Annotated in this window: 27 protein-coding genes and 2 pseudogenes; 24 read left to right on the top strand and 5 right to left on the bottom strand. The window is 67.3% G+C overall.

The features are described 5' to 3' along the window. Positions 1–86 precede the first annotated feature (86 nt). The 20 genes and pseudogenes from ABH935_RS33070 to ABH935_RS32975 all read left to right on the top strand — a co-directional run bounded on the left by ABH935_RS33070 (position 87) and on the right by ABH935_RS32975 (position 14,086). The gene (locus tag ABH935_RS33070) at positions 87–812 is read left to right on the top strand and encodes an SDR family NAD(P)-dependent oxidoreductase (protein WP_370381875.1); all 726 of its coding nucleotides are present in this window, start codon (positions 87–89) and stop codon (positions 810–812) included. Then, entirely contained in the window at positions 806–2,071 is a 1,266-nt protein-coding gene (locus tag ABH935_RS33065; protein WP_370381874.1) for an amidohydrolase family protein, read from the top strand. The genes ABH935_RS33070 and ABH935_RS33065 overlap by 7 nt, the downstream gene beginning before the upstream one ends. 175 nt (positions 2,072–2,246) lie before the next feature. Beyond that, positions 2,247–2,939, top strand: a pseudogene (locus tag ABH935_RS33060) (serine/threonine-protein kinase); the annotation flags it as partial. Between the two features lie 106 nt (positions 2,940–3,045). After that, positions 3,046–3,288 carry a fibronectin type III domain-containing protein gene (locus ABH935_RS33055; protein WP_370381873.1) on the top strand — a complete coding sequence of 81 codons (243 nt, stop codon included), beginning with the start codon at positions 3,046–3,048 and terminating at the stop codon, positions 3,286–3,288. 80 nt (positions 3,289–3,368) lie between these two features. Further along, positions 3,369–3,722 (top strand): hypothetical protein, encoded by a 354-nt coding sequence (locus ABH935_RS33050; protein WP_370381872.1) that lies wholly within the window; start codon positions 3,369–3,371, stop codon positions 3,720–3,722. Positions 3,723–3,811: 89 nt separating this feature from the next. Continuing rightward, the gene (locus ABH935_RS33045; RefSeq protein ID WP_370381871.1) at positions 3,812–4,165 is read left to right on the top strand and encodes a WhiB family transcriptional regulator; all 354 of its coding nucleotides are present in this window, start codon (positions 3,812–3,814) and stop codon (positions 4,163–4,165) included. A 5-nt stretch (positions 4,166–4,170) separates the two neighbouring features. Further along, entirely contained in the window at positions 4,171–4,368 is a 198-nt protein-coding gene (locus ABH935_RS33040) for a hypothetical protein (RefSeq protein ID WP_370381870.1), read from the top strand. After that, entirely contained in the window at positions 4,365–4,691 is a 327-nt protein-coding gene (locus ABH935_RS33035; RefSeq protein ID WP_370381869.1) for a hypothetical protein, read from the top strand. Before ABH935_RS33040 ends, ABH935_RS33035 begins: the two co-directional genes overlap by 4 nt. Beyond that, positions 4,688–5,137, top strand: a complete 450-nt coding sequence (locus tag ABH935_RS33030) for a hypothetical protein (protein ID WP_370381868.1) — start codon at positions 4,688–4,690, stop codon at positions 5,135–5,137. Before ABH935_RS33035 ends, ABH935_RS33030 begins: the two co-directional genes overlap by 4 nt. Continuing rightward, positions 5,134–5,472 (top strand): hypothetical protein, encoded by a 339-nt coding sequence (locus tag ABH935_RS33025; protein ID WP_370381867.1) that lies wholly within the window; start codon positions 5,134–5,136, stop codon positions 5,470–5,472. The genes ABH935_RS33030 and ABH935_RS33025 overlap by 4 nt, the downstream gene beginning before the upstream one ends. Next, complete coding sequence (locus ABH935_RS33020; protein ID WP_370381866.1) at positions 5,463–6,155, top strand: NUDIX domain-containing protein; 693 nt, start codon at positions 5,463–5,465, stop codon at positions 6,153–6,155. The genes ABH935_RS33025 and ABH935_RS33020 overlap by 10 nt, the downstream gene beginning before the upstream one ends. Before the next feature lie 14 nt (positions 6,156–6,169). Beyond that, on the top strand, positions 6,170–7,273 hold the full coding sequence (locus tag ABH935_RS33015; protein ID WP_370381865.1) for a tyrosine-type recombinase/integrase: 1,104 nt from the start codon (positions 6,170–6,172) through the stop codon (positions 7,271–7,273). A gap of 41 nt (positions 7,274–7,314) precedes the next feature. Continuing rightward, complete coding sequence (locus tag ABH935_RS33010) at positions 7,315–8,265, top strand: tyrosine-type recombinase/integrase (protein ID WP_370381864.1); 951 nt, start codon at positions 7,315–7,317, stop codon at positions 8,263–8,265. Between the two features lie 178 nt (positions 8,266–8,443). Further along, positions 8,444–9,163 carry a hypothetical protein gene (locus ABH935_RS33005; RefSeq protein WP_370381863.1) on the top strand — a complete coding sequence of 240 codons (720 nt, stop codon included), beginning with the start codon at positions 8,444–8,446 and terminating at the stop codon, positions 9,161–9,163. 250 nt (positions 9,164–9,413) lie between these two features. After that, positions 9,414–9,710 (top strand): tyrosine-type recombinase/integrase, encoded by a 297-nt coding sequence (locus ABH935_RS33000; RefSeq protein WP_370381862.1) that lies wholly within the window; start codon positions 9,414–9,416, stop codon positions 9,708–9,710. Then, complete coding sequence (locus tag ABH935_RS32995) at positions 9,707–10,867, top strand: transposase (protein WP_370381861.1); 1,161 nt, start codon at positions 9,707–9,709, stop codon at positions 10,865–10,867. The genes ABH935_RS33000 and ABH935_RS32995 overlap by 4 nt, the downstream gene beginning before the upstream one ends. A 237-nt stretch (positions 10,868–11,104) precedes the next feature. Then, the gene (locus tag ABH935_RS32990) at positions 11,105–12,157 is read left to right on the top strand and encodes a tyrosine-type recombinase/integrase (protein ID WP_370381860.1); all 1,053 of its coding nucleotides are present in this window, start codon (positions 11,105–11,107) and stop codon (positions 12,155–12,157) included. After that, the gene (locus tag ABH935_RS32985; RefSeq protein ID WP_370381859.1) at positions 12,150–12,683 is read left to right on the top strand and encodes a DUF6262 family protein; all 534 of its coding nucleotides are present in this window, start codon (positions 12,150–12,152) and stop codon (positions 12,681–12,683) included. Before ABH935_RS32990 ends, ABH935_RS32985 begins: the two co-directional genes overlap by 8 nt. A gap of 67 nt (positions 12,684–12,750) precedes the next feature. Then, complete coding sequence (locus ABH935_RS32980) at positions 12,751–13,557, top strand: DUF4262 domain-containing protein (protein ID WP_370381858.1); 807 nt, start codon at positions 12,751–12,753, stop codon at positions 13,555–13,557. 67 nt (positions 13,558–13,624) lie between these two features. Beyond that, positions 13,625–14,086, top strand: coding sequence for a DUF5959 family protein (locus tag ABH935_RS32975; RefSeq protein ID WP_370381857.1), 462 nt, complete (start codon positions 13,625–13,627; stop codon positions 14,084–14,086). A gap of 17 nt (positions 14,087–14,103) precedes the next feature. On the opposite strand, the gene ABH935_RS32970 is transcribed toward ABH935_RS32975, so the two are convergent. After that, positions 14,104–14,964, bottom strand: a complete 861-nt coding sequence (locus tag ABH935_RS32970; protein ID WP_370381856.1) for a DUF5131 family protein — start codon at positions 14,962–14,964, stop codon at positions 14,104–14,106. Between the two features lie 50 nt (positions 14,965–15,014). Between ABH935_RS32970 and ABH935_RS32965 the strand changes: the two genes are divergently transcribed. Continuing rightward, positions 15,015–15,599 carry a hypothetical protein gene (locus ABH935_RS32965; RefSeq protein ID WP_370381855.1) on the top strand — a complete coding sequence of 195 codons (585 nt, stop codon included), beginning with the start codon at positions 15,015–15,017 and terminating at the stop codon, positions 15,597–15,599. Between the two features lie 111 nt (positions 15,600–15,710). Here ABH935_RS32965 and ABH935_RS32960 read toward each other — a convergent pair. Beyond that, positions 15,711–15,971: pseudogene (locus ABH935_RS32960) on the bottom strand (DUF5131 family protein); the annotation flags it as partial. A 125-nt stretch (positions 15,972–16,096) separates the two neighbouring features. Here ABH935_RS32960 and ABH935_RS32955 point away from each other — a divergent pair. Continuing rightward, positions 16,097–16,666 carry a hypothetical protein gene (locus tag ABH935_RS32955; RefSeq protein ID WP_370381854.1) on the top strand — a complete coding sequence of 190 codons (570 nt, stop codon included), beginning with the start codon at positions 16,097–16,099 and terminating at the stop codon, positions 16,664–16,666. Positions 16,667–17,503: 837 nt separating this feature from the next. Here ABH935_RS32955 and ABH935_RS32950 read toward each other — a convergent pair. The 3 genes from ABH935_RS32950 to ABH935_RS32940 all read right to left on the bottom strand — a co-directional run bounded on the left by ABH935_RS32950 (position 17,504) and on the right by ABH935_RS32940 (position 20,034). Continuing rightward, positions 17,504–17,860, bottom strand: coding sequence for a hypothetical protein (locus tag ABH935_RS32950; protein ID WP_370381853.1), 357 nt, complete (start codon positions 17,858–17,860; stop codon positions 17,504–17,506). A 326-nt stretch (positions 17,861–18,186) separates the two neighbouring features. Continuing rightward, positions 18,187–19,596 carry a hypothetical protein gene (locus ABH935_RS32945; protein WP_370381852.1) on the bottom strand — a complete coding sequence of 470 codons (1,410 nt, stop codon included), beginning with the start codon at positions 19,594–19,596 and terminating at the stop codon, positions 18,187–18,189. A 174-nt stretch (positions 19,597–19,770) separates the two neighbouring features. Further along, positions 19,771–20,034 carry an OB-fold nucleic acid binding domain-containing protein gene (locus ABH935_RS32940; RefSeq protein ID WP_370381905.1) on the bottom strand — a complete coding sequence of 88 codons (264 nt, stop codon included), beginning with the start codon at positions 20,032–20,034 and terminating at the stop codon, positions 19,771–19,773. A gap of 915 nt (positions 20,035–20,949) precedes the next feature. Here ABH935_RS32940 and ABH935_RS32935 point away from each other — a divergent pair. Both ABH935_RS32935 and ABH935_RS32930 read left to right on the top strand, forming a co-directional pair. Continuing rightward, the gene (locus ABH935_RS32935; RefSeq protein ID WP_370381851.1) at positions 20,950–21,384 is read left to right on the top strand and encodes a CU044_2847 family protein; all 435 of its coding nucleotides are present in this window, start codon (positions 20,950–20,952) and stop codon (positions 21,382–21,384) included. Between the two features lie 61 nt (positions 21,385–21,445). Next, positions 21,446–23,521, top strand: a complete 2,076-nt coding sequence (locus ABH935_RS32930) for a trypsin-like peptidase domain-containing protein (protein WP_370381850.1) — start codon at positions 21,446–21,448, stop codon at positions 23,519–23,521. Positions 23,522–23,526: the final 5 nt, after the last annotated feature.

The raw sequence follows: 23,526 nt of genomic DNA, 5'->3' as shown, positions 1-23,526 counted from the left end.
TCAGGCCGCCGGCAATGCCCGTTGGGTATCGGTGCCGTACCCACATGGTGTTGGTTCGCAGCCGAGCCGCCAACATGATCGGAGTTATGAGCGAACAGACTCTTGCGCTGGTCACCGGCGCGAATCAGGGAATCGGATTCGAGATCGCGGCCGGCCTCGGCGCACTCGGCTGGAGTGTCGGGATCGGCGACCGCGATCCGGAGCGTCAGGAAGACGCGGTGGCCAGGCTGCGCGCCGATGGCGTCGAGGCGTTCCCGGTGCCCATCGACGTGACCGACGACGCCAGCGTGGCGGCTGCCGCCCGCCGGCTCGAAGAACGCGCCGGCCGCCTCGACGTGCTCGTCAACAACGCCGGCGCCACCGGCGGCTGGCCACAGAACCCGACGACGCTGGATCTGGACAGTGTTCGGGTGGCGGTGGAGACGAACGTGTTCGGCATGATCCGGGTCACCAACGCGATGTTGCCGCTGCTGCGTCGTTCGGCGCACCCGCGGATCGTCAACCAGTCCAGCCACGTCGGCTCCCTGACCCTGCAGACGACGCCCGGCGTCGAGCTCGGGGAGATCAGCGGGGCGTACGCGCCGACCAAGACCTACCTCAACGCCGTCACCATCCAGTACGTCAAGGAACTCGCCGGCACCGACATCCTCATCAACAACGCGTGCCCCGGATACGTGGCCACTGAGCTGACCGACTTTCAGGGGCTTCGCACCCCGCGACAGGGCGCCGCGATCGCGATCAAGCTCGCGACCCTGCCGGACGACGGCCCGACTGGACAGCTGTTCGACGACGACGGGGTCGTGCCGTGGTGACCGGCCCGGGCTCCGCCGATCCCGGCATCGACCGATTCGTCCGGGAACTCGCGGCCATCGACGACCACGCTCACCCGATCCCGCTGGAATGGGAGCCGCCGCCGGACCGCGATCGGCCGATCTTCCCGTACGACCACCCCCTGCCGGTTCGCATGCGGCCGACCAGTCCGGAGTACATCGATGCCTGGCGAGCACTCTGGGGCTACGAACACGACGACTTCGACGACGGGCACCTGCGCGCCTTGATCGACAAGAAGCAGCAGGTCCAGGCGGCCGAAGGAGACAACTACCACAGCTGGGTCCTGGACCGGATCAACGTCGAGACCATGCTGGCGGTCGACTCCTTCCCCCAGCCGTCCTTCCCAGCCCCCCGGTTCCGCTGGCTGGCCTTCGACGACTGGCTCATGTGGCCCGTCCCCGCCGTCGGCCAGAAGCCGATCACCGGCCGATACGCCGAGCAGATGGCGCAGACCTGCCGGCAGGCGGGTGTCGACTGCCCGCCACCGACGCTCGACGACTACGTGCACGCCGTCCTCGCCCCCGTGCTCGACCAGCAGAAGGCCGACGGCGCGGTTGGTCTGAAGTTCCACACGCCCTACTACCGGCCCATCGACTTCGCCGAGGTACCGGTATCGCAGGCGCGAGAGCTGTACCGACGTGCCTGTGACAGCGGCATCACGATCGCTGAACACCGCCACGTGGAGGACTACCTGTTCGCCGCGATCGCCGGTAAGGCCGCCGAGCTGGACCTACCGATCCAGATGCACACCGGACAGGGACCCCGGCATCGTTTCGAGAACAAGGGCAGCAACCCGATGCTGATGGAGGCCGCCGTGGTCGCCGCACCGGACACCCGGTTCCTGATGCTGCACGCCGGCTGGCCGTTCACCAAAGAGGCCGTCGCCTCTCTCTCACACCCGAACGTGTTCCTCGACATCTCCGGATCCTCGGTGCACCTCTACGCGCGCAACCTCGCCGGCATCGTACGAGGCGCCCTTGAGTGGTTCCCCGAGAAGATCCTCTACGGCACCGACGCCTTCAGCGACACCGCACACGCCTTCATGTCCAGCACCGAACCGCGGTCGAACTTCCTGCACGGCTGGGAGGAAAAGGCCTGGCTGCTGGACCGCACCGCGCGAGAGGCCATCGCTCTGGCGCTCACCGACATGCTGCACGACCGAGTCGTTCGCGCCGGCGACGTCGACCGGCTGGCCACGATGATGATGCGCGACAACGCGGTCGATCTGTACCGTCTGTGACCCGGTTGCGCGTCACAGGAGCGCGAACGTCGGCTCCGCAGCGTCGAGCTGCTTCATCATGTGCTTGAGATACAGGGGGAGCCGGGATAAAGCCCTTGCAGGACTCTGATCCCCGGAGCATCGGCCCCTACCAAGCCCTCGGTGTGTTGGGCTCGTCCGTGACGAGGACCTCCGGAAGCGCTTCAAACGCGAGGCATCCGCGACCGCCGCGGTGAGCGGACGGTTCATCGCCCGGATCGTCGCCTCAGACCTCGAAGTCACGCCGCCGTGGCTGGCCACGCAGTACATCGACGGCCCGTCGCTGTACGACGTGGTGGCCAAGCAGGGCGGCGCGCTGTCGCCGAGCCGGGCGCAGCAGATCGCCGCGAGTCCGGCCGAGGCGCTGGACACCATCCACGCGGCCGGGGTGGTGCACCGCGACGTCAAGCCGGCCAACATCCTGCTGGCTCCGGACGGGGCCCACCTCATCGACTTCGGCATCGCCCGCGAGGCCGCCGCCAACACCATCACACGCACCGGGACGGTCGTCGGCACGCCGCCGTTCATGGCGCCGGAGCAGATCCGCGGGCACCGCACGCCGGGGCCGCCAGCCGACATCTTCGCGCTCGGCGGCGTGCTCGCGTACGCCAGCACCGGGAGGCACCCGGCGCCACGAGCCCCGACACGCAGGCCGCCGCGCCGGGATCCACTCGGCCGTCCCGCCGACGACGATCAGCACCACGACCGCCTCGGAGGCCACCAGCATCCAAGGGTCGGGACCCGCTCCAGGGCCCGACACCACGGTCGCCACCTCACAGCCGGCGCCAAACCCAACGACAGCTACTTCTCCGGCCCGGAAACCACCCTCTTCCCCGCTGTCGACCAGTAAGCCCGCTCCGCCGCCGCCGACCAGCAGTCAGCCCCGCGGAAGCGCGCCCCAGGCGCCAACCGGCGCGGCCGCCACGGTCGGGACGTCGAGCAACTTCAGCGGCTTCGTGGTGACCGTCACCTGGCAACCGGTGAGCGGCGCGACCAGCTACGACATCCACTTCACGAACAACGGCGCGGCGACCGGCGGCAAGACCACGGACACCATCTTCCACACCGCCGACACCAGCTACCAGGTGTCCGATTGGCAGGCCTACCCGACGGGATACTGCTACTCCGTCCGCGCGGTGAACGCATACGGCGTCTCGGCTTGGGTTGCCCGCCACGGACCGCAGTCATGCGGCCCGTGACGTGCGGAGAACACAGGACCCTGACGGTAGATACGGAAGGCACTGCCTTGAAGCCGGACACGACCCAAACGCCCCTGTGCGTGAGCACCCATCCCCTGTACCTGATCGACCTGGCCGGTGACCGGCCGATGCTGGCCTGTCCGGAGTGCCGCACCTGGCTCGTTGTGACGGACGGCATGCTGCCGCCGCATCGCAGCGACCACAAGCCCGACCAGGCGCGCCGCGACAAGACGGCGCCGCGCCGGCCGCGCTGCGGAGCGTCTCGCCGCCCCGTGGTGCTGGACCTGTCGCCGAGCACCTGGGCGAGCAAGTCCGCGTTCGGTGCGCGAGACGCCGGGATGCGGCGCGGAAAGCGGGTGTTTGCTGACCCGCGCTCCGAGTCCAGCCCGCAGACGCCCGTGCCCGTCCCGGTATTCCGGACGGTGCGGACGTAGCTCCGTCTACAGACATCACCCGCCCGGTCAGGCCCGATGCCTGGCCGGGCTTTCCCATGCCCATTTTCCGAACCTGAAGGAGGCCAGGAATGAACCGCACGTTGCCGTTGCGCCGCCCCGGCGCCGGCCGTATCGGGCACCCGATCCGCGCCGCCGTCGTCGGTGGCCGACCCGTCGAAACCATCGCCGAGCACCTGGGCATAGACGCCTGCGGCGCCGGGCCGCTGGAGGGCGCCGCGTGCGCCTCCCCGCTGCTGGACCGCAACGCGATGTTCCCGGACAAGGGCGACCGCGCCGGCGCCGACTTCGCCCGCAAAGTGTGCGCGTCCTGCCCGGTGGACAAGGGCGAGTGCCTGGCCCGGTACGGCGATCTGTCGCACGGCGTGGTGGCGGGGCTGACCGTCCGCGAGCGGCCTGCGCTGCGCGTCCGTGACGGGAGGTGAGCGGTGTGAGGCTGCCGCAGGGCCGATTCTTCGACCAGGAGAACGACGACCTGGACGCCGACACCCCGTTCCTTCAACCGCTGGCCGGACTGACGAGCTTGCCGGCGCCGTCGGTCACCTACCGCGAGTACGCGCGGGTGATCGAGGCACTTCAGACCGGCACGCCGCTGACCGAGACCAGCCGCGCGGCGGTGAACCGATGAGCGCGTGGGCTGTGCCTGCGGCGGTGGCGGCGTTCATCGTCGCCCGCGAGCGGCGGATCTACAAGCGGAACAAGACGTTCCGGGCGCAGGCCGCGCAGTTGGTGACGCCGCCGGTCCCGCGCTGGTGGCAGTCGCTGCTGACGAGCTTGATCCTGGGCGCGCTGATGGCCGCCGCGTTCCTGGCGCTGCTGCGCTTCGCCCCGACCGGGGACACCACGCCCGGCCCGCCCACGCCGCTGGACGGCACCCCCAGCGTCGGCCCGTCAGACGCCACGCACACCCCGACTTCGCATTCTTCGACTCCCAAGGGAGCATCCCGATGACTGCCGACACCTTCGCGATCCAGCACGTGCTGGACAGCTACCTGACCGACATTGCTCGCCGTAACACCCTGATCCGTGACCACGTCGAGGCCGCCGCGCGGCTGGAGGCGGACAACGCCACCGATGCCCGGCACGTCGAGGTCGCCGCCGTGCTGATCGAGCAGATCAATGCCGACGCGCTCGCCTCGGCCTGGGCGCCGACTAACGAGATCGCCGCCGCCGCGCTGGTGGCCGACAACGTCCTCATCGGCGGGCTGCCCCGCTCCGGCAAGACCTCGGCGCGGGCGCTGGTGCTGGCCGCGCTGCACGACGCGGTGGCCGACATCGCCGCGACTGACGGCAAGAACGACGCCTACCTGGTCCACGACCACCACCCGCACGCCGATTACTGCCCGGCCTGCCAGCTGACCGGCACCGGCACCCAGGACCGGGAGGCGGCGCGATGACGACCACCACCGAGATTCCCGCTGCACTGCGGTCCTGGGCGGTGTCCTGGGCCGGGTACGCGCCGGTGGACATCACCCCGCCGGCGCGGGAGCCCGCCGGTCTGCCCGGTGCGGTCGCCGAGGGCTGGGCCGAGCCGTACGAGGGCCCGTGCGACGTGCCGGACTGGCCGGCCTGTCAGGCCGCGGCGCTGGTCCCGTTCGACCTGGACGGGTTCACCGGCTGGCCGCTGAACCCCACCGGCCGTACCGGCAAGGCTGGCCGCAACCTCGGCGCCTGGGGTGAGAACCAGGCCGCCGATCCGATCGTCATCGCCGGCACCGGCAGGTGCTGCTGATCCGTCGTAGGGACGTCGGCGCCTGGGCGATCCCCGGCGGGATGGTGGACCCCGGCGAGACCGCCCCGCAGGCCCTGATCCGGGAGCTGCGCGAGGAAACTGGCGTGGACCTGACCCGGCACAGCCCGCAGGTGTTGCGCTGCGGTTACGTCGATGACTGGCGCAACTCCGACCACGCTTGGGTGTGTTCCACTGCCGCGCTGTACCAGCTGCCTGCCCAGGTTGCCGCGACCGCAGGCGACGATGCCGCGGACGTGGCCTGGTGGCCCCTGACTGACCTGGACTACCTGGCCGCGAGGCTCGCGCCGGTCGGCGGGCTGTACGAGGCGCACCGGCCGCTGCTGACCGCCGCGCTGGACCACCTCCAGGCCCAAGCGGACGCCGAGCTGGACGCGGCGGTGCGGCGCCTGGGCAACGCTGCGGCGCACCGCTTGGCGGTCGGCCGCCGCTGGCGGGTCGTCATCACCGATTCGGAGAGCGCGGACGGCATCATGCCGGTCTGCGACTCCCCGGAACACCCGGCGGAAGACCGCGACCGGCAGTGGAGCGTCTACGACTGCTGCGACCCCTACCTGATCGAAACCTACTGCGAGGCGCTGGCGACGTTCCTGGTTGCCGCCCTCAACGACGTGCCGGCGCTGCTGGCCGCGGCCCGGAACCAGCGGCAGGGGGTGGACCTGTGAACACCTTACCGGCTGTGCTGGCTGTGTCGTTCGTGGCGCTGTACGCCGCTCACCAGGTCGGGGACCACTGGTTCCAGACCCCGACACAAGCCCTGTCCAAGGGCGGGCCCGGCTGGGCCGCCCGTGCCGCGTGCGCGCGGCACGTCGCGGTGCTGGCCGCGGTGAAGGCCGCCGCGCTGTGGGCCGCGTTCACCGTGACCGGCCTGCCGGCCCGCCCGGCGTGGTGGGCGGTGGGGCTGGGCGTGGACGCCGTCTCGCACTACTGGGCCGACCGCCGCAGCACCCTGCGGCGCCTGGCCGCCGTGTTCGGGCCGGGCAAGGCCGCGTTCTTCGACCTCGGCTCGCCCCGCGCCGGCCACGACGACAACCCGACGTTGGGCACCGGCGCCTGCGCCGTCCGGGGCTTCGCGGTGCATCTGCACACCCTCAACCCGGTTTACCAGGCGCCGCCCGCCGACCTACTCCCGCGCCAGTACACGCGCCTCATGCCCTACCTGTTCAGCGACGAGGAGGTGACCGCCTTGATGCGGGCCGCCGGGCGGATGCGCCACGGCCCTGCGGGCCTGACTTACCAGACACTGATAGGGCTGCTGGCCGTGACCGGCCTGCGGCCGAGCGAGGCCTACCGCCTGGACCGCGGGCACTTCGACCCGGACGACGCCACCCTGACCGTGGTGCGCAGCAAGTACGGCAAGTCCCGCCAACTCGTACTCGACCCCAGCACCATCACCGCGCTGCTGGACTACGGCCGCCACCGCGACCGGCACTACCCCCACCCGGTCGAGCCGAGCCTGCTGGTCTCCATGCAGCGCACCCGCCTGAACGTGATCTCCACCGAGCGGTCCTTCGTCCGCCTGGCCCACGCCGTCGGCATCCGGCCGCGCTCGGACCGCACCAGACCGAGGTTGAAGGACCTTCGCCACACCTTCGCCGTCAACACCCTGATCAGCTGGTATCGCTCCGGCGCCGATGTCGACACGCGGCTGCCGGCCCTGTCCACCTGGCTTGGCCACGTCGACCCGGAAGCGACCTACTGGTACCTGCAGGCCAGCCCCGAACTGCTCGCCCTCGCCGCAGAACGGGCCGACCGCCACCGCGCACAGGAGGCGCCCCCGTAAGCGATCTCGCACCAATAATGCAGAGCTTCTTCACCGACCGGATGATCACCCAGAAACGGGCCAGCGAGCACACCATCCGCTCCTACCGCGACACCTTCCGCCTGCTGCTCACCTTCGCCCAGCAGACCACCGGCGTCCCGCCCTGGAAGCTGGACTTCGCCCAACTCGACGCCGACCTAATCACCTCCTTCCTGCGCTGGCTCGACACCGATCGCAGCAACACCCCACGCACCCGCAACACGCGCCTGTCAGCGATCCGCTCGCTGTTCCGCTACGCCGCCCTCCGAGCCCCGGACAACGCGGCCACCATCCAGCGCGTCCTCGCCATCGAGGCCAGCCGCACCGACACCGCCATCGTCAGTTGGCTCACCGACGCCGAAAGCGAGGCGTTCCTGGCCATTCCCGATCGTGGCACCTGGATCGGCCGCCGCGACTACGCCTTGCTCCTCACCGCCCTGCGCACCGGTCTGCGCGTCTCCGAACTCATCCAACTGACGCGACGCGACCTCCACACGGGCACCGGAGCACACGTGCGCTGCCTCGGGAAAGGACGCAAGGAACGCAGCACACCGATCGACGCCTCCACCATCGCAGCGCTTCGCGACTGGCTCGCCGAGCATCCCGGCCCAGGCCGCGCCGAAGACCCACTGTTCACTACCAGGCAAGGCACCCCGATGTCCCGCGACTCCATCCACGCCCGGATCACCAAGTATCAGAAGGCTGCCGCATGCTCGTGCCCCTCACTGGCCGACAAAAACCTCACGCCCCACACCTTGCGACACTCGACCGCCATGCACCTTCGCCACGCCGGCGTCGGCAACGCCGTCATCGCGCTATGGCTCGGCCACCACGACATCCGCTCCACCCAGGTCTACACCCACGCCGACCTGAAGCTGAAGGAACAGGCACTCGACCGCACCGCACCACCCGACGTCCCGCCCGGCCGGTTCCAGCCCTCCGACCAGCTCCTCGCCTTCCTCGAAGCCCTGTAGATAATTCAGACGGTTGTACCGGGGCCCACTTCGACGGCCCGACTGGGGCACGGCATACGGACGATTTCACGCGGGCCGACCTCTATCCGGCGTGACGAGTGTCCCGGCCCCTGGTGCCAGGCTTTTATCACCACATCACCCGGTTTTCGTAGCCTGACGGACCCGGTAGCCTCTGCCAATGACGTGGATACCCCGCCTTCGGCCCCCGAGCCCTGAGATCGACAGCGAGCTGCGCGAACGGATCTCGACCACAGTCGAAGGCATTTCTACAGTCAGAATCGACGTGCGACTCAAGGATCTTCGCCACAGGGATCGAGACGTGGCAAAGACCTCGCTGGCGAATCTCGACAGCCAGCGATCGGCGTGGTCCAGCACAACGGCCAAGGGCATCACCCAGGGCATGAGCATCGGCGACGTCACCTACCGACGGATGTCTCCTCCCGAAAGCGCGAAGACCGGCAAGCAGTGGGTGGGAATCAGATCCATCTGCGAAGAGTTCGGCAAGGACTGGCGCACGGTGATCGCCGCCGCTATCCGGACCACGCCGACGGTCCAGGCCCGCCGGCTCACACATGCCAGCGGACAACGCGTCTACCAGTACGACTTCGACTTCTCGGCCTTGTCGGAGGTCGACGGCGAAGACGCCATGGCGGTTTCGACCTACCTTCGCGATCACCGTGCTCGCGGCATGACGATGACTGCCTTCATCACAGAGGCAGACGGACAGTTGCTTCAGCTCCGTCAGTCCATACGGCAACTCGCCACGTGTGCGACTCCGTCCATGTGGTGCAGGTCAGCGACAGATTTCTACGAGTTCGGCGTCGAGGTCCCCGAGGTGTTCGTTCCTTCGGACGACCAGGTCTTCTGGATTCCGCTCGTCAAAGCGCTCCACCGTTGAACGCTTACGCCCCGATGGCGGCCGTCTACCCCTGCAGAATCACCGTCGTCAAGCGCTGAAGGTCACAGGTGGGCCCGCGTGAAACCGTCCCGCAGGTGGGCCCGCTTCAAGCCGTCGAAATGTGCCCCGTCATAGGCGTCAGAAATCACTTGTAGAGCAACCGGAATTATCTCGACGGAAGCAGGGCTCTCATGCCGCTACCCGGCGGTCGGGCCGGGCGTTCGGGATAATGTCGGAGTCGGGACAATTCGTGCTGGTCAACTTGTTCCGGGGACGTATCGGGGCTCCGATGCGTCCGCAGGCGCTCAACGAACTGTTGACGGCCCTGTCGAAGCGGGCCGGTCTTGACCGCAGTGTCCACCCGCACCTTCTGCGACACCGGTTCGCCACGAACATCGCAGAGGGCGGCGGGACGCTGGATGAGATCCAGTTGCTGCTGGGTCATGCCGCGATTACCTCCAGCCAGGTGTATCTGCATCCCTCACCACAGCGGCTACGCGCGGCCGTGGATCGTGTCGCCTCGCCACGCGCGGGAGACGAACGGTGAGCCTGCCCGATGTCGCATCGGCCGCGGCCGGCACCGGCAAGCCGGAGCAGATCCGGCTTCTGCGAAGCACGCTGCGGGCCGGCTTCCTGGCCGAGGCCGGATGGAACGAGGCCGATCAGGTCATGGCTCCGCCCCGAGACCATCGGCTGCTGGGCCTGCGAGAGTGCGCGGTGGTGAACTGCACGGCCGGGATCCGCAAGGGCGCGGCCGTGCTGTGTCGTCCGTGCCAAAGCCGGTACGTCGGTAGCGGCCTGGGCTTGGAGGAGTTCGCCGCGGTCCCAGCGGATAAGTCCAGCCGGGGCCACAAGATGTGCCGCGTCCCGAACTGCGAGCGTGCGGCGGTGCGGCGGGAAGGCTGGTGCCGGTCCCACCACGACGCCCGAGTGCTCAGACCGCGCCTGAGCGCTGAGGAGTTCGCCGCGTTGGCCTCGCCGCTGCCCGGGTTCGGCCGGTGCCGCGTTGCCTCCTGCAGCCGGCTGGTCGACACCTCGAGCTTGGGACTGTGCGCTCCGCATTGGCAACGCTGGGCCCGGCACCGCGATGCCCATCCGGATCCCGATTTCGAAAACTGGCTCGCCCGGTGCGACCCGATCGTCAACGACAGCGTCGTCATCATGAAGGGCCTGCCTGAGCAGGTGCGGCTCGAGCTTTTGGCCGGCGTGCAGGTGCGGACCGATGCTGGAACCAAGACCCCGCTGACCGCGCTGCGCTCCATCGTTGCCGCGCTGCGTGAGACGCAAGCGGCCAGCATCCACGGCCTTGATCCCGAGGCGATCAAAGGGAGCCGTCACGACGCTCACCAGTTGCTGCGGTCGTTGAAGAGCGCGGTGCGGCTGCGCTTGGCGACACCGGACAGTGAACGGGCCAAGGACGTCTGGGACCTGGCGGTGTTCGGGACCCGCGGCTTCCTGCGGTTCACCGGGATCAGCCAGCCGTGGCTGCGTGACGTCGCCAAGCACTGGGCCGAGGAGGACCTCCCGCGCCACCGGGGACGGCAGTCCGGCGCGAAAGCGAAAACCGTGGTCGCCGCGGTCTCCAGGCTCTCGGCGAGCCTTGCCGACCGAAACGATCGCGGCGTGGACCCGGGCACTTTGGGCCGATCCGACATCGTCGCGTTAATGCCCGGCTGGCCCACCAACAGCGGACCGGGGAGCTGACCGAGGGGATGCGCCTCGGGATCTGCCGTGACCTGCGGCGGTTACTGTTCGATCTCAGGGCCCTGGGGCTGAGCCGCCCCGGGCAGATCGCCTCCGGCCTGCCCGACGACTTCGTGGTGACCCGTGACGACGTCCCTTCGGTTCCGGACAAGGACGGCACCACCCGCGGGCTGCCTGCGGATCATCGACGACAACCTCGACGTCCTGGAGGCCCGCAGCGGCTTGGACTGTCGCCGCATGGTCGAGTCGCTCATAGACACCGACCGCCGTCCCGACGAGATCTGCCAGCTGGCCTGGGACTGCCTGGACCGCGACAAGGACAGCAAACCTGTGCTGATCTACACCGATTCCAAGAACCATAAGCCCGGCATGCGGCTGCCTATCGGGGAGTCCACCGGGGCGCTGATCGCCGCGGCCCAAGACCAGGCCAGGATCAGATTCCCGGACACGCCGCCGCGCGAGCTCGTGCTGTTCCCGCGCGACAACAGCAACCCGCGCGGCACCAAGCCCTACACCGAGCAGACCTTCACTAACGCCCATCGGCGGTTCATCAACGCGATCGCCGACAGACTTACCTGCCAGGTCACCGCGCCCGACGGCACGGTGCGCACCGAGGTGTTCGACCGGCTGAAAGTCATCCCCTACGGCTACCGGCACAGCTTTGCCCAGCGCCACGCCGATGCCGGAACGCCTCCTGACGTGCTGCAAGACCTCCTCGGGCACGACAAGATCCAGTCGACGCTCGGCTATTATCAGGTCCCTGCCAAGCGCATGCGCGAGGCCGTCGACCGGGTCGCCGACCACCAATTCGACGCCCAGGGCCGGCGCGTGTTCCGCGCCATCGGCGGTCTGCTGGCCGACGAGCACGCCCGGATGCGCGTCGGGCAGGTCGCGGTGCCGTTCGGAATCTGCATCGAGCCTTCGAACGTCAAGGCCGGCGGGCAGGCCTGCCCCTACAAGTTCACCTGCCTGGGCTGCAAGCACTTCCGAAGCGATCCGTCCTACCTGCCGGAGCTGAAGTCCTACCTGCAGCAGAAGCTCGCCGACCGGGAACGGCTGCTGGCCGCCATTGACCTGGAGGATTGGGCCCGCGAGCACGTCGCCCCTCCCGAGGAGGAGATCACCCGGCTGCGGGAGCTCATCGGCAGGGTTGAGGACGACCTCACCGAGCTCAGCGCAGACGACCAGGCGCTGATCGCCGAGGCGGTTGCGGTCGTGCGCAAGACACGACAGGTCGTGAACCTCAGCATGCCCGACACCCGTGCCGTTGGCGGGACAACCGATGACTGAGGTCGTGGAGGCGTCAGCCCTGGTCCAGGCTCGACGGCGCGACGTCGAACAACGCCGGCAGCGCGTCCGGCAGGCGCTGGCCGCGATGCATGCCGATGGGTCGGAGGTCACCATCTCGGCGGTCGCGGCTCGGGCCCGCGTCCACCGCTCCTTCATCCACCGGCATCCCGATCTGCGCGAAGCCGTGCTGAGGGCCGCCGCCGCGGCGGTCACCACTGCATCCCCGGCATCGACTGCGCTCAGCCACCGTTCGGCCCTGGCGGCCAATGCCAACCTGGCCCAGCACAACCGGAGACTCTCCGAGCACGTCAAAGACCTCGAGGACCGGCTATCGGAGATCCTCGGACAGCAGGTGTTCGCCCGCAGCGGTCTCGGCGCCCCGATCGGCACCGCGGCCTTGCAGGCAGAGCTCGAGGAGCAGAGTCAAGTAGCGCTGGACCTCAAACGCGCGCTGGAAGAACGCGAGGAGGAGTTGGCCGCCGCCCGCGAAACCAACCGGCGTCTGAGGAAGCAACTGAACCCGTGATGGGCGAAGCTCTTCCCCGCGCTGACGCCCCTGGTGGGATGGGAAGGTCACCCAGTAGCCTGCCTGCGTGGATCAAGCACTCGACCCGTGTCACTGCCTGCTGTGTCAGGACCCTGTCGATGAGTCCGCCTGGGATGTGAGAGACCGGCGCATCGTTCAGAGCGTCCGCGGCCACGGCTGGCATGTCATGGGCGTCTACGGCGACAAGACCGAGGACTGGGCATACTCCATCGGGTTGTGGCACTCCCTGCGCAGCCCCGAGGTCTGCCTGATGGGTGTGACGTTCCAGACCGCGATGCGCTTCGTCAACAAGATCGGGGACCAGATCCGCGACGGCCGCGTGCTGGAGCCCGACGAACGCCGCGACGGCGTGCTTACCGACCGACCGATTACCTTCCGCCCGGTGCACCCGAGCTGGTATAATCCTCTGTTTGGCGCAGGCCTGGACTTCACGCAGGCACCACCGTGGCCGATGGTCCAGGCGATCTGGCCCGACAAGGCCGGATTGTTCCCCTGGGGCGAGGGTGTCGACGACGAATGCCGAACTGGCCAGCCGATGCTGTGGCTGGACCGCGCCGGGCACCCCGCCGGCCCGTGGACCGGCGATGAACTCGGTGACTGGCCGTTCGCCCCGACCATGCCCTACTACCTTGTGCTCACCACGCAGGCGGTTCTCGACGGCACCCCGGTTGGCATGGTGGCCCGCGATCCCGAAGGCACCTGGCACATGGTCCCTGCGGACGCCCCAGCCCCAGGTGACGTCGAGGCGCCGCTGATGCAGCTGGTGAACCTCAACTCCGACCTTGTCGAAGTCGCCGGGCTCCAGCCCGGTGCCTGGATCCAGCGTGGGCCTGACGGAACGTGGCCGTCCTGACCCACGCCGCTGCGACAGGGTCCCAACAAGCCGTCCGCGCTCCTCGTCAAGAAAGCAACCCCGACCCATGGACACTTCCAGCACGGTCGAGCTCATCAGGTTCGGCGATGAGTCACAGCACCTGAGCGTGGTGGTGCTCGGCCGGCACACACCCGGCGTGCTCAACCTGCACGACATCCTCCGGGCCGAGATCATCGTTGAAACAGGCATCGGAACCCTCCGCCTTGCCACCACCATCGCCTCCTCAGACGTCGACGACTGGGAACGAGCGCTGGACCTGCTCGCCGACGACGAACCCGTCTCCTGGCTCGGCGACCGCTGCCCGGAGATCGAGATCGGCCCTGGCGATGGAACCGGCTTTTGGCGCGCAACCGTCTCCGACCCAGCCCAGTCCGGCGTGATCGTGCAGATCCCGATCACGATTGACGAGGCCGACAGCCACAGCCGACTCGAAGACCTTCGGCGGGCATATCCGAGCGAAGTCGTAGCGACCTCCCCTGGCGCCTATCAGTGGCGTTCGCCCAGATAGGCCGTCAGTGCCCGCCCTCATTCCGACTCCGCGACCAGGAGGTCGCCCGGAAACTCATCCCAGGTGCGGCCGTCCAGCAGCCGCCCGCCGTCCTTCGGCTTGCGTCCGCCGACTTGCTTGAAGAACAGCGCGACCTGCTGATCCGCACAACGGTCGCGCAGGTCGCGGACCCAGTCCAGATCCAGCGGCCGATGCCTCGGCCCGCTCTCACCGCCGATGATGACCCAGTCGATTCCCGTGAGGTCCAGTGACGGCAGTGGTCCTAGCAGCGGCTCCAGCGAAAGGAACCTGATCGCTGCTGGAGCCTGGCGCAGCTCGTCGGCCCGTCGGCAGTAGTTGTCCGACTCGATCGACGTCCCCAGCCACACGTTCGGAGACGGCCATACGAACGGGTCCCGGTCCAGCGCGGCCAGCCGGCCGGCAAGGCCCCGGTGCCTGCTGAGCAGGTCTTCGACGGCCGCGCGCACCAGGCCAGCGTGGAAATCCGGCCGCGACAACATCGCCGCCAGACGGCCGGGACGCTTAGTCAGCACCTGGAAGGAGTGCTGCGGACACACCGCCATCACCGCAAACACCTTGGCGACGAAGGCGGCCGGAACGCGGGCATGGCCCACGTCGCTCATCGAATTCACAAACACTTTCCTGGACCGGCGCCAGTGCAGTGGCTCTTCGATCACGTCTTCGTGAACGGCGACCCCAAATCCGGGGCCGGAGGTCCGAGGGTCGCCGTCGTTCTGGTACTTCGCCGAGCCCATCGCCTTCAGCCGCTTGGCCAGCGTCAGGGCATAGCAGTTGTCGCACCCCTCGGAGATCCGGTCACATCCAGTCGAGGGATTCCACGTGACCTCCGTCCACTCGATCGTCGTCGCAGTGCTCATGCGGCAACTCCAACGAGCTCAAAAAGCTGCCGACAGTCCACAATCGGTCCATGAACGTCGCCGAGCTCCTGAGCGCAGCCACTGACCTTGCCACCGACGGCTTCCGAACCGACGCTGGGCTCACAGTCGACGACATCCGACGCGATCTCGACCTGACCGAGTGGGAACTCGCGCTCGGCATGCTGGTGGACGTCAGCGACGAATACCCGCAGCCCGTCCGCTTCTGGCAGCTGCTCGCGGAGGCCGCGGAACTCATGCGCCTGGATCGAAGTGTTGCCTGGTGCCACTGGAGGGCCTACGAAGCGGTCAACGGCGTGATCAGAGCCGACCTCGCGCTCAGCGCGCCCGAAGGCGGCGGACGCCGATCGGCAATCCCAGGCACCGGAGTTCTGCGACCCATGTGGGAGATTGGGCACCGCACCAGCGCCGGCGAACCAGACCTGGCCATCGCTCGCATCTGGGTGGAGTTCGCGTCCGCCCTGGAACCCGGGCAACAGGGATCGGTCCGGCTGGCACCGCTGACCCCGCAGCGATGGCGACACCTCACGCCGGGCGACCTCATCACGATGCACGAGATCGCCGCGCCGATCGGCATCGCCGAGATCATCAGTGTTCTGCCATCCGCACCCAGTTAGCCGCGAACAGCCCGTCCGCTCGGTCCGCGACATCTGTCGCGCACAGCCGCTAGCGGCTACAGGACGCCTGACCAGGAACGAAGACCTCTGTCGAGCATCCAACCCGACAGAAAGGTCGGACATGCTGTTCAGGAAGACTCTGCGAGACTTTCGCCAGGCCAGCGGGAGTCCCAGTCGTTCGGGCCACAGCTTGATGTCGAAGCCTTGCTCGAACGGATGGCCCGGGACGCCGCGGAACCGTTCGGTGAACGTCTTCGCATAGCATCGGTCGCAACCTTCGGACACCTCAGTGCAGCCCGTGACAGGGTTCCAGGTCGCGCCAGCCGAGCCGTCGTCCGACCGAGTCCACTCGATCTTCGTAGCGGTGCTCATGTCGCACTCACAAGACCGCCAGCCGTCGGACGAATCGGAGCGTTCGCCGAGTAGCCGAAGCGCCTACGGGAGATGCACTGACTGACGCTCCTCCATGTCCGATCCGAATGAGGGGATTGAGCCCCATGATGAGTCAGACGAGCGCAATTGGAGTCGTAGCTGACGCGGCGACCAGCACTGTGGCCTGGTCTACGCTCGCCGGAGCACTTGGTGGCGTTCTGATCACAAGCGTCGTGGCCTTTGCAACCGTAATCCTGAACCATCGCTGGCAGAGCCAAACCATCGACCAGCAGCTCCGCCAGGAGCACTTCAGACAGCTTCGCCAAGAGCGGCGGGAAACCTACGTCCGCTACTGGGCGGCTTGGAATCGCTTCAGTCAGGCACTCCGTTCCCTGCGGAACGCAGTGCAAGCACTCGAAACAGTCACTGACCCGAAAACCCAGCTGGCAAACCAAGACCCAGACGTAGTCGAACATGCATGGGCTGCCGAACTGGAATGGCGCGAGGCAGCCGATGCTCTCTTCTTGATCGCAAGTCAGGCCGTGGCGGATGCTGCAACGGTCCACTTCGGTGTCACGGAGCAAAAAATCGTTGTGGCATGGGAGGGGGGCTGGCACGCCGATGAGGGCGGGGCCGCCTACATGGGTCTCAACGCCGCGATGCGGGCTGACATTCTCGAGCCATCCAAGTTCTGAGTTGCCAGGCGCGGAATTAGTGCAGAGAACCTCGGTCCATTCGATCGTGCTGCGATCACTCATGGCTTCCCCTAAGCGGTCGGCAGTCGATCTCGGCCTGGTCCGTCCGGCACAACGACGCCATGGGATACCCGACACGGCCATCGAAGCACTGTTCGATGGACATGGCGAGGTCGGGGTTATGACGCGGACGCGTTACGGCCCGACGGACAGAACATGATGGGAGGAGCATCGGCAGCCCGACCGGCCGACGTTCCGGAGGTCGTTGCAATGCGGCTGGCGGTCTTGGTCTGCCCACATGTCCCGGAGGGGTTCATCGCTCCGGCAGCGTCAGAATCTTGGCTGCGGTTGGTATCCAGAGTGATTCCCTCAGCGTAGCTGCTAACGCACTTGACCTGCGGGTCCGTGGGCTAACCGTTTCCGCACGTCATGCACACTATGCCTCCTCGGCGAGCCGGGTATGGCGAGCGCCCACCGGCAGGTTGTTAGTGATCACGCATGCCGTGTGGCCCCCAAGTGGCCCCCAAACGGCCGGTCCGGGCGGACCAAAAAAGCCGTTGTCGTGGACACGGTTCGATATCCTTTATGTCGGCCCGGCGCGACGTGTGTCAAGCAGTAGGCCGTTCACCGTCGCGCATGTCGTGTGCCCCCAGGTGGCCCCCAGGCGACCGGTCTGGGCGCGCCAAGAAAGCACTGTCGTGGACATGCTTCGATACTGTCGATCTCGATCAACATTGGCAGCTCGGCGGATAGCGCCCTAATGAGTCAGCGGCCTGGCGGAACTGGCCGGACAGTAATTTCTGCGCCAGCTGGCGCAGTCTTACGGGTGTGCGAAGACTATGTCCCAGCCGGACGGTTACCACCTTGCGACTTGAAACCGCTCCAAATATTCCTGCACAACCTGGTTTCCCTCCCATCAGGGACTTTCGCGTCGACGGAAAGGTGGACCGGTTCTGTGGACGGGCGCGAATCTAACAACTCGCGGATGCCGTCACGCGCTACGACGATGCACGACTGCCGGTGTCTGGATGTCAGCACCGAGAGCCGGCCAGCCTTCAAATGGAATTCGGTGGCGTCGCGGCGGCCGGACAGCGGGTGCCACACCACGGTGATCTCGAAATTGCGGCCCTGTAGCCGGTTGGCGTTGTCCACGACGATCCGCTCGGCGCCAGCAATGTCACTGCGCCGCAGCATGTCTCTGATCAGCTCGGCGTAGTCGCGGTGGGCCAGCGCGGGCCCGGGTGGACCGGGACGGCAGACACCGGACGGCGCCGCCCCTCTGGCAAGCCTTGCGATGGCGGAAACAGATTGCTGATTTACTGCGCAGACAATACTGCCTGCGCTTCTCGAGAGGATCGCTGGCTCGCGTCCCCTGGCGGTGGAGTTGCGAGCCGTCAGCAGCAGTGCACGGCACCCCCGCTTCCGGGGTGCCGTAGTCGGTCCGGCGAGGCCCGGCCGCAATTCCGAGCCGGGAAGATTTCATGATGAACCGCACGACAGCCTGCGCGATGGGCCCAGTGTCACCCTTCCCTCCAGCGCGCCGGTACCGTCACGGCTGGGTCCGGGGCGTCGCGGTTTTTGCGGCGATCACGGACAGCAAGACGGCTCGCTGCATCAGCCGGGAGAAGTCGCTGACAAGCGCGTCGAGGTTCGCTCCGGGTACGCCTCCGAGCAGGTGCAGGGCGGGTGCTCGCTCCAGGGTGTGTATCACGTGGTTGCGGCACCGGTACGCGCTGATGATGTGCTGGCGGGATGTTCTCGTCGCTGGCAGCCAGGACCGGGTCGCCGGTGAGGAGGTCGGCCGCGTCCTCGGCGATCTTGGGGGACTTGCTCCCCGGGGCGTTCAGTCCCGGGTGACTGATGAACAGGGCTTCGGCGGCGATCGCCAGGTCAATGAGCCGGTCCTCGGGCAGTGCCCGGGTGCTGGTCATTTGCACACGCCGTAGCACCATCATCAGCAGCCAATCGCCGGTGACCGCCGCCTGGCCCAAGGCGTTGTAGGCCGCGATAACGGCCTCGAACTGGTTGGTTCCGTACAGGACGGTCGTGGCACCCGGGTCCGGCGTCTTGACCCGAATGCGTGCGGCGGGGTAGCCAGGGTGGGCGTCGAAATCGCCCGGGTCCTGATACTGGACGGGCCGGCCCAGGCTAACCGAGCCGCCGCACGCCAGGCGCAGGGCGTCGATGAGGCGGTGAGCTTCGTCTTCGAATGAAGGCAACGCCAGCGGCATGGTCACAGGGTCGGCCGGCGCACCGTACTGCACAGGGAAGGTGTGTTCGAGCACGAGCGCGAACTGGTTGCCGACGGCCACGGTCAGGCTGGTGGTGCCCGAGCGGTCGCTGACCGGGACGCCGAGCGTCTGGATCCCCATCGACAGCTCCAGGTCGGTCATCAGCCGCAACGTCATGCCGTCGGGCAGCTGCACGGGCTCGTAGGCCGACGCCAGGCCCAGCAGCGGCATGAACTCGATCATGCGGACATGCTGCTGGAGGACGCCAGCTTCCAGCCGCCGATAGCAGGCGTCGAACATATCCTGGTCGAAGTCGTAGCCGCGCGCGGCCTCGATCTGCGGGCTGAGCATCTGCAGGATCAAGATGGTGCGTAGGTCGCGGCCGCGCAGGGAGAAGGGGAACCCGACCAGGGCATCCAGGCGGTCACGGACCTCCGGGTGGGCGTCCAGCGCCGCCTGAAAGCTCGGGTAGGCCGCAAGCCCGCGCCACCACGACCGCGAGGCGACTTCAGCAGGGTGGTCCCAGATACTCCGAGTACGTTGCAGCAGCGTCTCCTGATGATGCCGCTCCCACCCTGCCTGGTCAGGCAGCTCCCTGAACTGCGGACCGCCGGGCTGCGCGGCGGCCGGCACCTCTAGTGCCTGCTGGATAGCGTCGGACAACGCCGCGTGTACATCGGGGTAGTGGTGATCGTTCACGGTCGGCCCTTCTTGCCCGAGGTCTGTCGCTCACAACCACTTCGGCTGGCGAACGTTCCAGGATCAGCCACGGCGGCCGTGACGTCCAGCGGATATGCCCTTGGCGCGCCGGCGGCGGGAACGCAGAGCACGGCTTCCGGGTTGCTGCTCGGGTCAGCTGAGTTCGCCAGCCAGCTAGCGGTAGCTTCGGCACCGGTCTTTGGCGTGGAGCGTGAACCGCAGCAGCCTGCCTCGCCAGGACGTACAAGGAGCCGTCCTTGGTATCTGAATGGTGCCGTGCACGACCAGCACTGAGGACTCGCGGGTGCGGCGTGTGGTGGACTCCCAGGTTGCCGCCGGGAGGTTGATGGACAGGTTGCCAGTCTCGTCCTCAATTTTCAGAAAGCACACGCCTCCGGCGGTTGGAGGTCGCTGCCGGTGGGTGACGAGCCCTGCGATCCCGACTAGAATTCCGTGGCGCAGCCCTGAAAGGTCGGCCGCAGCGCTGAAGCCGGCGGAGGCCAGGCGTTTACGGGCCAGCGCGACCGGATGGTATTAGAAGGTCTGTCCGGCCCACAGCTCCTGAAGTGCGCTCCTCTACGCCCAGCGCGGCAAGCGGCGGCGCGGCGGTCCTGGGAGCGGTGCTGGGGAGGCCGTCGGGCCGGGATCCGGCGGCGGCACCGACCGCCCGCAACGTCTCACGCCGCGGCAGGCCGACGCAGTCCAACGCTCCGGCCAGTGTCAGCGCCTTTGGAGCGGCTAGGCCCGCGCCGGTACGCCGGGCGAGATCTTCCATGTCGCCGCACGCCCCTGCGGCCTGCCGTTCGGCCTCGATACCGCACGTGCTACGCGAATTCGAGACCCACTACACCCTGAATCGCCCACACTGCTCACTGGACTAGAGCGCACTACTGCAGCCGTGCCCGAACCGGTCACCGGCAGCGCCGACATCGTCGAGCTGAACGTGCGACGCGACCGACTAGGCGGCATCTTGCACGAGTACAAGCATGCCGCCTGAACTGCATGGATGAGATAATCGGCACCCACAAGGTCGTTGACGTACCAGCCGAGCGCCCCTTGGCACAGCGCACCGATTCGGGCTGGTGTTCAACGATCTCGCGAGGACTGAGCACTGCTGGACTCCATTATTCGTGACGGATAGCTGACCTGTGCTTATCGGAACATGTCGCTGGGCGGCGAACTATGAGCTCTGGTTGGCTGCTTCATCATGATCGCTCTCGCAATATGTCAATAGGTTGATTCCGGGTTCGACTGCGAGCGGAGACGGTCTCAAGACTCAGTGAGACGACTTATGTACGGGCTCGTAGTTTCGCCTCTATCATGTTCTCGACGTCGCCCAGGGGAGGGGTACACGTGGCTGGAAATCTCACCACAGAGTTCGTGCAAGTCGTCATGCCGACCGGCGAGACCATCTGGGTCCACATCACCGCGGACTCTGATTTCGTCGACAACTGGGGTGGCAGCAAGGGCAAGGTCCTGGGGAAACTTGAGAAGCTCGACGAGACCATCCGCAGCGTGGTGGGCTCGGTGGGCAAGTCGGTGGCTAGGTATTCGCCGGCACGGACGGAGATCGAGTTCGGCATCGAGATCTCCGGCGGTACCGGACACGCGTTCGCGGTTCTGGCGAATGCGCACGCCACGGCCAGCGTCAAGGTGAAAATGACCTGGGAGAAGAACCAGTTCCCGCATGCGGACTATCCCGACGACGACGGTGGTGAAGCCGCCACTGATCTCGACAGTGCTCATGGCGCCGAAGGCAGCGAAAACGCCGACGAATCCGCGCAATGACGGTTCCTGGCCCCGGGCTTCGGGCTGACGCGGCGGCTCAGGGACGCGCTGGGGGAGTTTAGTGGCTGAAGGGAACATCACCAGGGATGATGCGCTCGACCTGCTGGGACGGTGCACCGTCGAGTTGTGGCATCCCGATGACGCGAACAGAAGAGGATCGGGGTTCTTCATCGCGCCCGGTGTTGTCGCCACCTGCTCACATGTGGTCGCTGCTTGCTCTGAACGGCCGATGGTTCGCGCTGGCGACACGGCCGTTCAAGCGGAATCCTCGGTCGTGAGCCAGAGCGAGCGGCTGTCTGGGCGCGAATACACGGGTTTCCCGGATATGGCGCTGGTGTATGTGCCGTTCGAAAGGCATCCCTGCGTCTGGCTCGATCGAAACATCCCGACCAAGGGAGCCGAGCTCACCGCGGTCACCAGATACGTTCCCGAAGCTGGGGACATAGCCCCGCCGCCCCGACCGATATTGCTGTCCTACCAGCAGGACACGGCGACGACGACCCAGTCAAAACTGTGGCTCGTCATCCCGCCCCGCGACGTCTCCACCGAACACGGAAGTCTGCGGATCACCAGAGGCACCTCTGGCTCTCCCGTGCTCGATGACCAGACGCTGCGAGTCGTCGGCATGGTCAACGCCAGCGTTCTGCAGGGCGGCATCGTTCAGGTTGTTCCCATTGTCAGCGCGATGGCAGCTTTCGCGGCCGTCCTCCACACCGAGGCGGCGACCGACATCGAGGACGAGCCGCCGGCGCCCAAGCATAACCCTGTCGTCGAGGCCTGGTACGCCCACGATCGTCACCACGGCCGGGACACGGAGTGGCCAGAATTGGTGCAGCGGCATACCGAAGCCCGGACCCGGGGCGCGGTCCCGGCGTCGGTGCAGTTACTGCCGCCACGTCTTGAGTACCCGTTGCTGGATCTTCTGGCCCAGATCGGCGATCCATGGATCGATGAGGAACCCGAACGGCTGTACCGCCGCACCATCGGTGAGCCCGACAGCCGGGTTACGCCGGGCCCGATTCACACCCTCCGGGACGCGGTATGGCACCTCAGAGCTATGGACGCGTCCCGAAACGCTCTCAGCACCTTGGCGCGATGCGTCCTGGAGAGTTACCAAACAAGCAGCCACACTGCCGAGCGAATACGTGAGTGGGCAGGCGACTACGACCAAATACGCGGTTCCGTGGCGGTCGAGCCCTCGCCTTCGACGGGCGACCAGAATGTAGGCTGGCCAGCGGCCGTGATGGTGCGCTTGACCCCGGCTTACAGCAAGGTCGGCAGTTACCGGGCTTCAGTGTGGTGTCGCGACGCGCAGGGGAACTGGACGTCCGTCAGCAGCGGGGAACGGCGCCCAGCGCGCGTCGACACAGCGCTCGAGCTCATTAAGGAAGATGTCCGCGGTGCGTTGGGCAGGCTGGTCCACCAGCGTCCGGTCCTGGAGTTCTCCGTTCCTCCAGACTTGTTCGACTACGCCTTCGACACCTGGGAGTTGATTAACAGGCGTCCCATCGGCGAACTGCATCCGGTGGTGGTCCGTGACGACGACGTGCTTGACGACGTCGATGTCCATGGATACGCGGACCAGGCGTGGGAGAGTTTTCAGCAGGCCAGTGGCCATCCGCCCGTCGCGGTGCTCTGTCAAGATCTCCCGGGCGACGCTGATCGCACGGATTTGTTCCGCGACCGGTTCACCGCGCCGCTCGCCGGTGAGCCGGACCTGACTGGGCGGCTGGTGCTACTGCCGGGACCGGTCGTGCCGCCGGGGTGTGCGTCGAACGCGATGGGTGCGCTGCGCGATCTGTGGACCCCGATGGTGATGTGGTCGCGCGACGCCTGCCAGTACGCGCATGTCGACGGCGAGGTCTTCGAACCAGGGGAACCGCCCTGCGGGGGTGCACACTTCACGGCCGCAGCGGCCGCGAGAGTCGGCGGTGTGCCGGCGGAGCGAATTCCGATCGAGGTCAAGGTTCTGAGAGAAGAGGCTCGTAAGGTGCGCCGACTTGTTGCTGCCGGAAAAGCAAACCCCGATCGGGTGAATGAGGACAACCCCATGCTGGCCAGCGCCGTTCTCCTTTGGGATCCGCCGAACCGGCTACCACTGAACTTTCTGCTCGCCGCGCCTGGCGCGGCCGTCTGAACAGG

The organism is Catenulispora sp. GAS73 (assembly GCF_041262085.1).
Taxonomy (GTDB): domain Bacteria; phylum Actinomycetota; class Actinomycetes; order Streptomycetales; family Catenulisporaceae; genus Catenulispora.
The sequence above is the reverse complement of the archived record's forward strand: the minus strand, read 5'-3'. Positions and strand labels throughout refer to the sequence as shown.